Origin of the sequence: Aeribacillus sp. FSL k6-2211, from assembly GCF_037966125.1 — a bacterium.
GTDB classification, from domain to species: Bacteria; Bacillota; Bacilli; order Bacillales; family Aeribacillaceae; genus Aeribacillus; species Aeribacillus composti.
The window spans coordinates 2,457,957-2,472,432 of record NZ_CP150190.1 but is presented as its reverse complement, the minus strand read 5'-3'; the positions used below and the strand labels follow the sequence as shown (position 1 = coordinate 2,472,432).

The 14,476-nt window shown below is 39.9% G+C and carries 12 protein-coding genes; all 12 read left to right on the top strand.

The window, feature by feature from the left end; genetic code table 11:
* Positions 1-108: 108 nt before the first annotated feature.
* The gene (locus tag NSU19_RS11825) at positions 109-993 is read left to right on the top strand and encodes a 2-dehydropantoate 2-reductase (protein ID WP_339196661.1); all 885 of its coding nucleotides are present in this window, start codon (positions 109-111) and stop codon (positions 991-993) included.
* Complete coding sequence (locus NSU19_RS11820; protein WP_311066253.1) at positions 993-1,376, top strand: DUF3397 family protein; 384 nt, start codon at positions 993-995, stop codon at positions 1,374-1,376. Before NSU19_RS11825 ends, NSU19_RS11820 begins: the two co-directional genes overlap by 1 nt.
* Positions 1,377-1,442: 66 nt before the next feature.
* Complete coding sequence (bshC, locus tag NSU19_RS11815) at positions 1,443-3,098, top strand: bacillithiol biosynthesis cysteine-adding enzyme BshC (RefSeq protein WP_339196656.1); 1,656 nt, start codon at positions 1,443-1,445, stop codon at positions 3,096-3,098.
* Positions 3,099-3,221: 123 nt separating this feature from the next.
* The gene (gene mraZ, locus NSU19_RS11810; protein WP_063388503.1) at positions 3,222-3,653 is read left to right on the top strand and encodes a division/cell wall cluster transcriptional repressor MraZ; all 432 of its coding nucleotides are present in this window, start codon (positions 3,222-3,224) and stop codon (positions 3,651-3,653) included.
* 54 nt (positions 3,654-3,707) lie between these two features.
* Positions 3,708-4,643, top strand: coding sequence for a 16S rRNA (cytosine(1402)-N(4))-methyltransferase RsmH (rsmH, locus tag NSU19_RS11805; protein WP_339196653.1), 936 nt, complete (start codon positions 3,708-3,710; stop codon positions 4,641-4,643).
* Between the two features lie 10 nt (positions 4,644-4,653).
* Positions 4,654-5,013: a cell division protein FtsL gene (gene ftsL, locus NSU19_RS11800; RefSeq protein WP_063388501.1), complete on the top strand. Its 360-nt coding sequence runs from the start codon at positions 4,654-4,656 to the stop codon at positions 5,011-5,013.
* 5 nt (positions 5,014-5,018) lie between these two features.
* Positions 5,019-7,175: a penicillin-binding protein gene (locus NSU19_RS11795; protein WP_339196650.1), complete on the top strand. Its 2,157-nt coding sequence runs from the start codon at positions 5,019-5,021 to the stop codon at positions 7,173-7,175.
* A gap of 148 nt (positions 7,176-7,323) precedes the next feature.
* Positions 7,324-9,261: a stage V sporulation protein D gene (locus NSU19_RS11790; protein ID WP_144597719.1), complete on the top strand. Its 1,938-nt coding sequence runs from the start codon at positions 7,324-7,326 to the stop codon at positions 9,259-9,261.
* Between the two features lie 109 nt (positions 9,262-9,370).
* Positions 9,371-10,849 (top strand): UDP-N-acetylmuramoyl-L-alanyl-D-glutamate--2,6-diaminopimelate ligase, encoded by a 1,479-nt coding sequence (locus NSU19_RS11785; protein WP_339196648.1) that lies wholly within the window; start codon positions 9,371-9,373, stop codon positions 10,847-10,849.
* Positions 10,850-10,951: 102 nt separating this feature from the next.
* A complete protein-coding gene (mraY, locus tag NSU19_RS11780) occupies positions 10,952-11,926 on the top strand; it encodes a phospho-N-acetylmuramoyl-pentapeptide-transferase (RefSeq protein ID WP_066251816.1) in 975 nt (324 codons plus the stop codon).
* Between the two features lie 15 nt (positions 11,927-11,941).
* Entirely contained in the window at positions 11,942-13,282 is a 1,341-nt protein-coding gene (murD, locus tag NSU19_RS11775) for a UDP-N-acetylmuramoyl-L-alanine--D-glutamate ligase (protein WP_339200017.1), read from the top strand.
* A 41-nt stretch (positions 13,283-13,323) separates the two neighbouring features.
* Positions 13,324-14,424: a stage V sporulation protein E gene (gene spoVE, locus NSU19_RS11770; RefSeq protein ID WP_094246092.1), complete on the top strand. Its 1,101-nt coding sequence runs from the start codon at positions 13,324-13,326 to the stop codon at positions 14,422-14,424.
* Positions 14,425-14,476 lie beyond the last annotated feature (52 nt).

Below are 14,476 nucleotides of genomic sequence, written 5' to 3'. Positions count from 1 at the left end.
TGAAAAAATAATAAAAAAGCAAATATAATCAAATTTTTAATTATATTCAGGAAAAAGAAGAATTTTTAGTTTTTGTTTGTTATGATACATATGAGAGAGGTGGAGAACTTGAAGATCGGTGTAATTGGCGGAGGAGCTGTAGGCTTGTTAATATCGGCATACCTTAGCCGAAAACATGACATTACCCTTTATACAAAGACGGAAGAGCAGGCAATTTCGGTAAGGACAGAAGGGATACATGTCATAGGCCCGAACCCTTGGACTGCATATGTAAAATCACGTGCAGATGTATTATATAAAGAAGAAATATTAATTATTGCTGTCAAGCAATATAGTCTGCCGTCATTATTTGGAAATCTAAAGCAATTGCCGCCGAAAAAGATTGTATTTGTTCAAAACGGCATAACTCATATCGGCAGAATGAAAGAGCTTGCCCAACATGAATTGTATATAGGGGTTGTAGAGCACGGCGCCTTAAAAAAATCCCCCAATACCGTTCACCATACTGGTATTGGGAAAATTCGCATCAGCCCGTATGACGGCGGTGGGGCGCGGGAATTTATTGATCAGTTAAATACGTCTGATCCATTATTTTTGATACAATATGAAGAGGATTGGGTGCCGGTTGTATTGAAAAAACTGGCCGCCAATGCAGTTATTAATCCATTAACTGCCTTATTTCGAATGCCGAATGGCCACATCGTCAGCAATCCTTATGTTGCAAAGCTTGCCAAAAAGCTATTTCACGAAGTATGTGATGTTCTTGAAATAAATGAAAAGGATGATTTATGGGAATATATTGAAAGTATTGCAATAAAGACAAAAAACAATCGTTCATCAATGCTGTCGGATATTGAACATCATAAAAAAACAGAAATTGATTCAATATTAGGGGATCTCATTCAAAAAGGGAAAGAAAAGGGTGCTCATACTTGTACAATGGAATTTTTGTACAATGCGATTAAAGGGTTGGAAAACCAGGAGGAACGTTGATGGGAATTGTTATAGGAATCATCGCCTTTTTTGTGACGTTTCCATTGGCCGCGTGGCTGCTGTTTTTGGTTCTTTTTCGTGTTTTATTAAAGAGTAAGAAAAAATCTTTCCTTTTGAGCGTTGATGTGGCTACTGTATTTTTTGCCGTTTCATTTTGGATCAAGCTTTCTGTTATTTGGCATCATCAATCGTTTTTATGGCTGCTTTGTTTATATTTGCTGCTTTTTTTGGCGACAGCTGGACTTCAATTCGTATTCACTGACGAGATCAAATGGATGAAAGCATTGAAAATGATGTGGAGAAGCTCTTTTTTAATATTTTTTCTGCTGTCTGAGAGCATGGCGATCATCGGGGTGTTTATGTACATAATGAATCAAATGTGAATAAATAAAAGCAAAATTTTTTTGTTTAAAAATATTACATGCTATACTCTTGTCGGGGTAATGATAATGAACGAAGAAAGGAAGTTAATAGATATGGAGGCGTTTGAACTCTTCCTTCCTCAATCCAATCCTTTTGTGAACAATTATATAAATCGGCGATTAGAGGTTGAAAAATATTTTGATTATGATCCATTTCAAGAAGATGTATTTCAAAAAAGATATGACGATATTTTATCAAGGACTTATAAGAGGGATGAGCTGGCGGATGTTTTAATCCAATATCATAAGCGGCTGAACGCAACAGAACAGATAATGGAGAATATTTTAAAATTAAAAAATCCGAATAGTGTCGTCGTTGTGGGCGGTCAGCAAGCTGGACTCTTAACAGGACCTTTATATACAATACATAAAATCATTTCCATATTGGCATTGGCGAAAGAGCAAGAGAAAAAGCTGAACATACCTGTTGTTCCCGTTTTTTGGATCGCGGGGGAGGATCATGACTTTGACGAAATTAATCATCTCTATGTGACAGACAGAGGGCGTTTGAAAAAGAAAACGATCATGCAAACACAGCGAAAAAAAACAATGATATCGGAGTTATCAATTGATAAAAACGCTTGTCGCATTTGGCTGGAAGAAGTTTTTGCGGCATTTGGCGAAACGAAATATACGAAACATTTGCTTGCTTCTTTGTATCATGAGCTTGACCAATCTGCCACTTATGTTGAATTTTTTGAACGATTACTCATCTCCATGTTCGGAGATGAAGGAATTGTACTCATCAACTCTGGATCAAAAGAATTGCGGGAATTGGAAAAATCTTATTTCGAACAAATGCTCATGGCAACTGACAGCATTTATCATCAAGTCGTCAAGCAGCAGCAAATTTTAAAAGAAGAAGGATATCAATATCAAGCAATTACAATGAGAGAAAACTGCGCCAATCTGTTTTATCAAATAGAAGATGAGCGCTATTTGCTCATAGAAAAAGAGAAGAATCTGTTTTCGATCCCTGAAATCAATTGGACGTCTTCGTTGTCTGATCTTTTAGAAGAAGTCAGAATAAATCCATGGAAGTTCAGCAATAATGTAGTGACAAGACCGGTCATGCAGGAATATTTGCTTCCGACTTTGGCTTTTATCGCCGGACCAGGAGAAATTGCGTATTGGGCAGAATTAAAAGGGGTATTTCATTTATTCTCGATGAATGTGCCGCCAGTTATTCCGAGAATTCATTTGACGATTTTAGAAAGAAACATAGAGTCGGACTTGCTAGAATTGGACCTGCCGTTGGAAGAGGTTCTTACGCAGGGGGTTGAACCGTTAAAACATAGGTGGTTTAAACAAAAGGAGCCGTTTGATGTCAGCACATATGTGTCGAAAGCAAAAGTAGAGATTGAGGACATTCATCGGTCATTGCGAGAAAAAATAGAGGATTTCGACCAAAGCTTAGCGCCCGTATTGCGGAAAAACGCACAATTTATCGAACAGCAGATAGATTTTGTGGAAAGGATCGTTCAAAAAAAGATACATGCAAAATATGAAGCAGAGCTGCAAAAGTTCAGGCGTATTGAGTATTCACTGAAACCGAATAATCAATGGCAAGAAAGAGTATGGAATATTTATTACTATTTAAACAAATATGGGCCGAATTTTGTAAAAGATTTGCAGCAGTTGACATATACTTTCAATGGAAAACATAAAATTGTCAAATTATAAAACTATTTTTTGAAAAATCCTGTGTCATACAGGGTTTTTTTTTATGTCCATTAATAGTACAATAAATTTGTGGTGAAAAGTGGGGGGAAGTGGTGGAAAAGAAATGAAAGTGGGGCCAACGTGATGTTTATGGGAGAATACCAACATACGATCGATTCAAAAGGAAGATTGATCGTACCCGCAAAATTCAGGGAAGGCCTTGGCGAGAAGTTTGTTCTCACGAGAGGTCTTGATCAATGCTTGTTTGGATATCCCCTCAGCGAATGGAAAGTGATTGAAGAGAAACTGAAAGCTCTCCCATTAACAAAAAAAGATGCCCGAGCTTTTACACGATTTTTCTTTTCCGGCGCTATTGAATGTGAAATGGACAAGCAAGGACGGATTAACATTGCGGCTCCACTTCTTGCTTACGCGAAATTGGAAAAAGAATGCGTCGTCATCGGCGTTTCCAGTCGGATAGAAATTTGGAGCAAACAAAATTGGGAGCAATACGTGGCTGAACAAGAAGAATCATTTGAAGAAATTGCAGAAAACATGATTGATTTTGATATTTGATGTTCATCCTATCCATGATCAAAACTTCTTCCGTTGGAAACGAGGTGCTGGATATTGTTTGTACATAAGACAGTTTTGCTGGATGAAGCGATTGAAGGTTTACGAATAAAAGAGGACGGAATTTATGTTGATTGCACATTAGGAGGGGCAGGCCATAGCGAACAAATTGCTAAAAGGCTGACAACTGGACATTTATACGCCTTTGACCAAGATGAAGCTGCAATTGCTTTTGCGAAGGAAAAACTCGAGCCCTTCCAAGATAAAGTAACCATCATCAAAAGCAATTTTAAACATTTAAAAGAAGAGCTTTTCTCTAGGGGTATTCATAAAGTAGACGGGATTTTGTTTGATTTGGGAGTATCTTCGCCTCAGCTGGACACACCGGAACGAGGCTTCAGCTATCAATATGACGCTCCTCTTGATATGAGAATGGATCAAAACCAAGAGCTTTCCGCTTTTACCATTGTCAACACCTGGCCTTATGAAAAGCTTGTAAAAAATTTTTTTCAATACGGAGAAGAAAAATTTTCAAAGCAAATTGCTCGAAAAATTGAACTTGCCCGCAAAAAAAAGACCATTCAAACAACTGGCGAGCTGACGGAAATTATAAAAGAGGCCATTCCTTCCGCCGCTAGAAGAAAAGGTGGGCATCCTGCCAAACGCATCTTTCAAGCAATTAGAATTGCCGTCAATGACGAGCTTTCCGCTTTTGAAAGCGCGGTTAGTCAGGCAATTGAACTGTTAGCTCCAGAAGGGCGGATATGTGTTATTACGTTCCATTCTTTAGAAGATCGAATTTGCAAACTGGCGTTTAGAAAAGCTGCCAGCCAAGCAGAAATTCCGCGCAACATACCGATAATTCCCAACGAAATGCTGCCAGAAATCAAAATTATAACAAAAAAACCGATCGTGCCGTCGGAAAATGAAATTGAAGAAAATCGAAGGGCGAGATCCGCTAAACTTCGTATAGCAGAAAAGATTAAAAAATAGGAGGTTTTCTATGAGCAATTTAGCTGTTAAAATTCAAGAAAGGCGACAAGAAGAAAAGAAGCATGCAAAACAAACCCTCGTTGTTAAACGAAAAAGATCCTCCATTACATTAGGCGAGAAACTGTTATTTGTTGTTTTTTTATTTTTGATGCTGGTATGCTCCATTTGGATTATCTCAAATAGTGTGAAATTGTATCAAGCAAATATAGAAATGCAGAAAATCGAAGCTGAAATTGAAAATCAGGAAAAAATCAACAGTGATTTAAACCTTCAGGTCGATGAATTGAAAAGACCTGAAAGAATTTATAAAATTGCTAAAGACTTAGGCTTCACATTAGATCCAAGCAAAGTAAAAGGCATACAGGACTGATTGGGATGAAGAAAAGCAAAAATATGAATCGGGGAGCAGCAATATTATCCGTAATATTTGTTCTGCTCTTTTTTATCTTATTTGGGAGGTTTTTCTACATTCAAGCGACAGGAACTGTCGATGGTCAAGTGCTAGCTGTAAAGGCAAAAGAAAAATATGAAAAAAAGCGCATGCTTGAAGCCCGCCGCGGCCAAATATTGGATCAAAAAGGAAACGTGCTCGCTGAAGATACTGTTACCTATACATTAGTAGCTGTATTGGATGAAAAAATGACAACGGATCCCGACCATCCGAATCATGTTGTCGATCCTGAAGAAACGGCAGAAAAATTAGCTCCCATTCTTGGAATGAAACAGAAAGAAATCGAAGCTATTTTGAAAAAAGACAAATTTCAGGTCGAATTCGGAGAAAAAGGAAGAAACATCAGCTTTGCGAAAAAACAGCAAATTGAAAAGCTTAAATTGCCCGGCATCGGTTTTATTCGCGATACAAAACGTTTTTATCCAAACGGAAAATTTGCATCATATGTGATTGGCTACGCCAAGCGAGATGAAAAGACGGGAACAACAACCGGGCAGCTGGGGATAGAAAAAAGCTTAGATAAATATTTGCAGGAAACAGACGGATATGTGATATATGAAAGCGACCGAAGCGGCTACAAGCTGCCGGGCAGCAAAGACAAAATTGTTACGCCGAATAACGGAGCCGACGTTTATTTAACAATTGACCAAAAAATTCAAACGTTTTTGGAAGATGCGTTAAATGAAGCTGAAAAACAATATCAGCCGACGAAAATGATCGGAATTGTCGCAGACCCAAAAACGGGGAAAATTTTAGCGATGTCTCAGCGGCCAAGCTTTGATCCAAACGAGCGTGATATTCAAAATTTTTACAATGACGCTGTTTCTTACCGTTTTGAGCCTGGTTCGACAATGAAAATTTTTACATTAGCTGCTGCGGTCAATGAAGGGGTTTATAACGGCAACGAAAAATATAAGTCCGGGATGTATAAAGTAAAAGGCGCAAGTCCTATATACGATCATAACAATGTCGGATGGGGCACCATTACGTTTGATGAAGCTGTTCAGCGGTCATCCAATGTCGGTTTTGCCATATTAGCGCATAAAAAGATTGGGCTTGAGCGGTTTTATCAATATTTAAATCGTTTTGGATTTTTAGAGAAAACGGGTATTGATTTGCCGAACGAAGAGAACAGCAAATTAAATTACAAATGGGAGAGGGATAAAATTTCGACTGCATTTGGACAAGCGTCAGCTTTCACACCAATCCAGCTCGTACAAGCTGCAACAGCTATTGCCAACGATGGGAAGATGATGAAGCCTTATGTCATCGATAAAATTGTAGACCCTGACACAAATCGAGTGCTAAAGAAGACGGAACCATCGGTAGAAGGCGAACCAATCACAAAAGAAACTGCTGCGAAAACGCTTGATATTTTAGAAACTGTTGTGACATCTGAACATGGAACAGGGAAACCTTTTCAAATACCGGGGTATCACATCGCCGGGAAGACTGGGACAGCTCAAATTGCAGGAGAAGGAGGACGTTATTTAACGGGTCGGGAAAATTATGTATTTTCTTTTTTAGGAATGGCTCCAAAAGAAAATCCAGAGCTCATTGTCTACGTTGCTGTTCAGCAGCCGAAGTTGAAGCCGACAGAAACCGGTTCAGCTCCTGTTTCCATGATTTTTAAATCAGTGATGAAAAATAGTCTTGAATATTTAAAAATTGAACCGACAACTGCTGCTGCGAAGGAAGAAAAAAATGTTAAAAATGAAAAAGAAGTCGGAGTTTCACTGCCTGAATATAAAGGCCAGCAGGTTCAACAAGCCGTTCAACAGCTCGAAAAACAGCAAATTCAACCAATTGTTCTAGGCGGCGGAGCCACCGTCACCTCCCAATATCCAAGCGCGACTTCACGGGTGATCCAAAGAGAAAAAGTGTTTCTTCTAACGGACGGAGCTGTGAAAATGCCGAACATTTCCGGATGGTCGTTGCGGGATGTGATGAAGCTGTGTTCCATCATGGAGCTTGAGCTGAAATATGAAGGAAGCGGATATGTTAACGCACAAAATATTAAACCAGGCACTGAAATTAGAAAAGGAGATCAATTAACTATTAAATTAAAAAAGCCTAAATAGTACCACAATAGGAGCCCGCTTTTAAAAAAAATGTATCTGGGAACGGTTCGGCAAGCGGGCGCCTGCTTCCGCTTGAAGCTTGTTCTATATTAAATGGACGAGGCATATATTTTGATAGCGAACCTACATGAGGGGAGTTATCGTATATATGCGCGTTTCAAATGTAACAGTAAGAAAACGGCTCGTTTTCGTTCTATTGGCAGGTTTTTTGATTTTCGCCGTGATCGAAGTAAGACTAGGATATGTCCAATTTGTGTTAGGCGGGCAATTAACTTCTCTTGCCAAGGATTTATGGAGCAGAAATATTCCTTTTGAACCAAAGCGGGGAGAAATCGTGGACAGAAATGGGGAGAAGCTTGCGACAAATGTCAGTGCCCCGAGCGTATTTATCATTCCTCGTCAGGTCGAAAATCCAGCTGAAACGGCTCAAAAGCTTGCTTCTGTCTTAAATATGCCGACGGAAAAAGCTTATCAATACGTAACGAAAAAAGAAATGATTGTCCGTGTTCATCCTGAAGGGCGGAAAATATCTGACGAAAAAGCGCAAGAAATACGCAGTTTAAATTTAAAAGGCGTTTACATTGCCGAAGATTCTAAAAGATATTATCCGTTTAACAGCCTTTTAGCGCACGTTTTAGGCTTTACAGGGATCGACAACCAAGGGCTAAGCGGACTTGAATTATATTATGATCGGCAATTGAAAGGCCAAAAAGGATATGTTAAATTTTATTCTGATGCTAAAGGAAAAAGAATGCCAAATGAAGTGGAGGAATATATGCCTCCTGTGGACGGCTTGAATTTAAAGCTGACGATTGATGCAAAAATTCAATCGATCATCGAAAGGGAATTGGACATTGCCGAATCGAAATACAATCCGGACGGAATAATTGCCATTGCCATGAATCCGAACAACGGAGAAATTTTAGGCATGGCATCAAGACCGACATTTGATCCGACAAAATATCAGCATGTCGATCCGAAAGTTTATAACCGAAATTTGCCGATCTGGAGCACGTATGAACCTGGATCAACATTTAAAATTATCACGTTAGCAGCCGCTCTTGAAGAAAAGAAGGTTGATCTTTATAGAGAGCATTTTTACGACCCGGGTTATGTAAAAGTTGCCGGTGCGACATTAAGATGTTGGAAAAAAGGCGGACATGGGGATCAGACGTTTCTTGAAGTTGTTCAAAATTCATGCAACCCGGGATTTGTTGAACTTGGACAAAGGCTGGGAACATCGACTTTGTTTGAATATATTAAAAAATTTGGCTTTGGTGAAAAAACGGGGATTGATTTAGCAGGTGAAGGAAGCGGCATTCTATTTCAAGAAAGTCAGGTTGGACCTGTCGAGCTTGCGACCACAGCGTTCGGTCAAGGGGTCTCTGTAACGCCGATCCAGCAAGTGGCCGCTGTTTCAGCCGCGATCAACGGCGGTGTTTTATATACACCGAATATCGCAAAAGAATGGATTGACCCGGATACGGGAGATGTTGTATCAAGAAAGACACCTGAGGCGAAAAGACGCGTTATTTCCGAGGAAACATCCAAACAAATTCGCGCTGCTCTTGAAAGTGTTGTTGCAAAAGGTACAGGAAGAGGAGCGTTTGTTGAAGGGTATCGGGTCGGAGGAAAAACGGGGACTGCGCAAAAAGCTGCTCCCGGCGGAGGATATTTGACAAATAATCATATTGTATCGTTTATTGGTTTTGCACCTGCAGACAACCCTCAAATAGTTGTTTATGTCGCCGTTGATAATCCAAAGGGAACGGTGCAATTTGGCGGTGTAGTTGCCGCGCCAATTGTAGGAACAATCATAAAAGACAGTCTCCGACAGCTCGGTGTGAAGCCTAGAACGAAGCAAATGGAAAAAAAGGAAACTTGGCTGGATGAAAAGTTCGTCACAGTACCGGACGTTTTAGGACTCACAAAACAGGAGCTCGCTGAACAGCTTGTGAATTTAAAACTTGATGTAAACGGCGACGGCAAGGTAGTCGTTCAACAATCGCCAAAAGCAGGCGTAAAGGTAAAAGAAGGATCTACTGTACGAATTTTATTAGGAGACGAGGCGGCAGCAGACGAATAATTTTCTAAAAAAGGGCTTTTTGAAACAACTGCTTTTGAAAAGCCCTTGTCGCTCATTTTAAGCTAAGATAAAATAATGGAGAATGTTTTTTTGAGAAAGGATTATCGTTATGAAATTAGATGCAATTCTCACTGCTCTACATCATTATAAACGTTATGGTAATGGGAATCCTGAGATTACTTCATTGGAAATGGATTCGCGTGCTGTGAAGGAAGGAAGCTTATTTATTTGCATCAAAGGCTTTACGGTAGACGGTCATGAGTTTGCTTTAGAAGCTGTAAAAAAAGGCGCGGCCGCTCTGTTATCAGAAAAACCGCTGAACCATCTGCCGGGTGATATCCCGGTAATTGTCGTAAATGATACAAAACGGGCAATGGCTGTGCTTGCTGATTATTTTTATGACCAGCCAACACATAAGCTTCACCTCATCGGTGTCACGGGCACGAACGGAAAAACGACTACGACTCATCTGATTGATCATATTTTTCGCAATGCCGGCTATAAAACCGGTTTAATCGGAACAATGTATACAAAAATAAATGATCAACAATACGAAGTAAAAAATACAACGCCTGACAGCTTAACCCTGCAAAAAACATTTAAAAAGATGATCGAGGAGAACGTGACCCACGCCAGTATGGAGGTTTCCTCTCATGCGCTGCATATGGGACGAGTCCACGGCTGTGATTTTGATGTTGCAGTATTTACGAATCTCACCCAAGACCATTTAGACTATCACCAAACAATGGAAGAATATCGAAATGCGAAAGGATTATTGTTTGCTCAGCTCGGAAATAAATATGATCATCATCATCCAAAATTTTCTATATTGAATGGTGATGATCCAGCCTCTGACTATTACAGACATATGACTTCTTCCCATATCGTTACATATGGAATTGAAAACGAATGTGAGATTATGGCGAAAGATTTGAAAATGAATGCAAGCGGGACTTCTTTTCTCCTCGTTACTCCTGAAGGTACATTTCCTGTACAAATGAAATTAGTCGGGAAATTCAGCGTTTATAATGTTCTTGCTGCTATTGCGGCTTCTTTAGTTTCAGGAGTTGAGATCGAGAAGATCATCGAAGCGGTCGAATCGATGGAAGGTGTGCGCGGCCGATTTGAGTTAGTAGATTGCGGACAAAATTTTTCCGTCATTATTGACTATGCACACACACCAGACAGCTTGGATAATTTATTGAAAACGGTGAAGGAGCTTGCCAAAAAGAAAGTCATTTTAGTCGTTGGCTGCGGAGGAGACCGCGATCGAACGAAGCGTCCGCTTATGGCGAAAATTGCTGTTCAGTGGGCGGACATTCCAATTTTTACTTCCGACAACCCTAGAAATGAAGATCCGCATCAAATATTAAAAGATATGGCAGCTGGTGTCGACGGAGAACCTTTTCATTCAATTGTCGATCGAGAGGAAGCCATCCAATTTGCAATCAGCAATGCAGAAGAAGGAGATGTCGTCGTCATTGCAGGAAAAGGCCATGAAACATATCAACAAATCGGGGACAAAAAATTTGACTTCGATGATCGAAAAGTGGCTATTCGCGCTATTCAATTGAAAGAGAATAAATAATCAAGCAGGAAGAGGATTTGTTATGAAATTGGAATGGTTTAACATCAATAATCATATGGATATAAAGGCAAATGTTGGTTTTGGTGGGAGGAGGAAGTATAAATGCTAGAACAAGTCGTGCTTTTTACCATCTTAATGGGCTTTTTAATCAGTGTATTACTTTCTCCCATTTTTATTCCATTTTTAAGAAGGCTGAAATTTGGCCAAAGTATTCGGGATGAAGGACCAAAATCCCACCAAAAAAAATCCGGAACTCCGACGATGGGCGGAGTCATGATTATGTTATCCATCATTATCACCACTATTGTCATGACCAATAAATTTTCGAAACCGGGGATCGAAACGTTTTTGCTGTTGTTTGTAACGATCGGTTACGGACTCCTCGGATTTTTAGACGATATGATTAAAGTGGTGTTAAAAAGAAATCTCGGTCTGACTTCAAAACAAAAATTAATCGGTCAAATCATTGTTGCGGTTATTTTTTATTTTGTCTTAAATCAATTTGAGTTCTCTACAGAAATTCGATTGCCGGGGACGGAACTTTCTTTTGATCTTGGCTGGCTCTACCCGGTTCTTATTTTGTTTATGCTTGTAGGCGGCTCAAATGCCGTCAATTTGACCGACGGTCTCGATGGATTATTATCCGGCTGCGCTGCAATTGCTTTCGGAGCATTTGCTGTATTGGCATGGAACAATAGTCAATATGATATCGCCATCTTTAGTGTTGCAGTGGTCGGTTCCGTATTAGGCTTTTTAGTGTTCAACGCTCACCCTGCAAAAGTGTTCATGGGAGATACTGGCTCATTGGCTTTAGGCGGAGCGATTGTCGCTGTAGCCATTTTGACAAAATTAGAAATTTTGCTTATAGTGATTGGCGGCGTGTTTGTTATTGAAACATTATCAGTCATTATTCAAGTAATTTCCTTTAAAATGACTGGAAAAAGAGTGTTTAAAATGAGCCCGCTCCACCATCACTATGAATTAAACGGATGGTCGGAATGGAAAGTCGTCGTGACATTCTGGGCGATGGGTTTGCTTTTTGCAATACTAGGAATTATCATCGAGGTGTGGTTATAATTGAAAAATGTACAAATGTATGTCGATCAAAACGTTCTCGTATTAGGTTTGGCGAAAAGCGGCTTGAGAGCCGCTAAATTATTGCATAAACTAGGTGCTCGTGTTACCGTAAACGACATGAAACCATACGAAGCAAATGATGATGTAAAAGAACTTGAAAGTTTAGGGATCAAACTTATTTTAGGAGAACATCCGGAACAATTGCTCGAGGAGCATAATATTGATATTGTTGTAAAAAATCCAGGCATTCCATACACAAACCCAATCGTACAAAAAGCAGCGAGCCAAAATATTCCCATTATAACCGAAGTCGAGCTTGCGTATCAAATTTCTGAAGCGGAAATTATTGCGATAACTGGATCGAATGGAAAAACGACGACGACAACTTTAATATACGAAATGCTGAAGGCAGATGGAAAACAGCCGCTGCTGGCAGGAAATATCGGAAATGTGGCTTGTGAAGTTGTACAGGAAGCGACAAAGGAACAAATTGTAGTTATGGAGGTATCCTCGTTTCAGCTTTTAGGAACCATTCATTTTAAACCTTCAGTCGCGGTCTTGTTAAATATTTTTAATGCCCATCTAGACTATCATGGAACTCGCGAAAATTATATGCAAGCGAAAGGGAAAATTTTTTCAAACCAAGATGACCAATCGGTTGCGGTTATCAATTCGGATGATCAAGATGTTGTGCGTCTGTCCGAACTGTCAAACGGAAAGAAAATTTATTTTTCAACCAATAAGGAAGTATCAAATGGTGCTTATATCCAAAATGAATCCATTTGGTATGATGGTGAAAAAATTATTGATATAAAAGATATCGCTCTTGTCGGCAAGCATAACTTAGAAAATATTTTGGCCGCTATTTGTGCAGTAAAGGCGAAAAATGTTGGAAACAAAGCGATTCAAAAGGTGCTGGCATCGTTTTCAGGTGTAAAGCATCGCTTGCAATATGTCGGCGAAGTTTCAGGAAGAAAATTTTATAACGATTCGAAAGCCACGAATATTTTGGCAACAACAAAGGCTCTCGAAGCTTTTTCATCCCCTGTTGTATTGTTGGCCGGAGGGCTTGACCGGGGGAATGAATTTGATGAATTAATCCCGTATTTCAAACATGTGAAAGCAGTCATCACCTTTGGACAAACTGCCCCAAAAATAAAGAAGGCTGCAAAGAAGGCTGGAATAGAACTGATAGAACATGTCGATAATGTGGAACAAGCAGTCTTTGCGGCGTTTCGCATATCGGATATAGGTGATGTCATTTTGCTCTCTCCGGCCTGTGCAAGCTGGGATCAATATAAAACATTCGAAGAGAGAGGAGACATTTTCATAAACGCCGTGCATAAGCTAAAATAAGGGCTCGTACCCTTAAGCTTAAAAAAGATGGGGTGTTCGGCGTGTCGACAAAAAGCAAATCTCCAGATTTCATTTTAATTTTGATCACATTTTTGCTGCTTTCGATCGGTTTAATCATGGTATATAGCGCAAGCGCCATATGGGCAACGTATAAATTTGACGATGCATTCTTTTTTGCAAAGCGGCAGCTGCTGTTCGCCGCCTTGGGCATTGTTGCCATGTTCTTTTTTATGAATATAGACTATTGGACATGGAGAACGTGGGCAAAGGTGCTTTTAATCGTATGCTTCGTTTTGTTGATTGCCGTGTTGATTCCTGGAATTGGCGTTGTACGAAATGGCTCCAGAAGCTGGATCGGTGTCGGGGCATTTTCCATTCAGCCTTCTGAGTTTATGAAGCTAGCGATGATCGCCTTTCTGGCTAAATTTTTGTCCGAAAATCAAAAATTTGTAACAACCATTAAAAAAGGGCTTTTCCCGTCCTTAGGATTAGTCTTTTTAGCATTTGGGATCATTATGCTTCAGCCGGATTTAGGAACAGCAACGGTGATGATGGGAGCATGTGTCGTCATGATCTTTGCAGCAGGAGCGAAAATTAGCCATTTTATCGGACTGGGATTGATAGGTGCACTCGGTTTTGCCGCTCTTGTGTTATCAGCTCCTTATCGTATGAAAAGGATCACTTCGTTCCTCAATCCATGGGAGGATCCGCTTGGGAGCGGGTTTCAAATTATTCAATCGCTTTATGCAATTGGCCCTGGAGGCCTTTTCGGATTAGGATTGGGTCAAAGCAGACAAAAGTTTTTTTATTTGCCCGAGCCGCAAACAGATTTTATTTTTGCGATCGTTGCGGAAGAATTGGGGTTTATAGGCGGTTCTCTTGTGCTTTTATTATTCTCTCTTTTGCTTTGGCGGGGAATTTTAATCGCGTTGAACGCGCCTGATTTATTCGGCAGCTTGCTAGCTGTCGGCATTGTTGCAATGGTTGCGATTCAAGTGATGATCAATATCGGGGTTGTCACAGGATTAATGCCTGTAACGGGCATCACCCTTCCGTTTTTAAGCTATGGAGGATCGTCACTGACGTTAATGCTGATGGCAATCGGGGTGCTTTTAAATATTAGCCGATATGCAAAATATTAAGCTTTCCAATCCGGATAAATATGGAAAAAAAGGGGCTTTTCGGCTTGTTTGC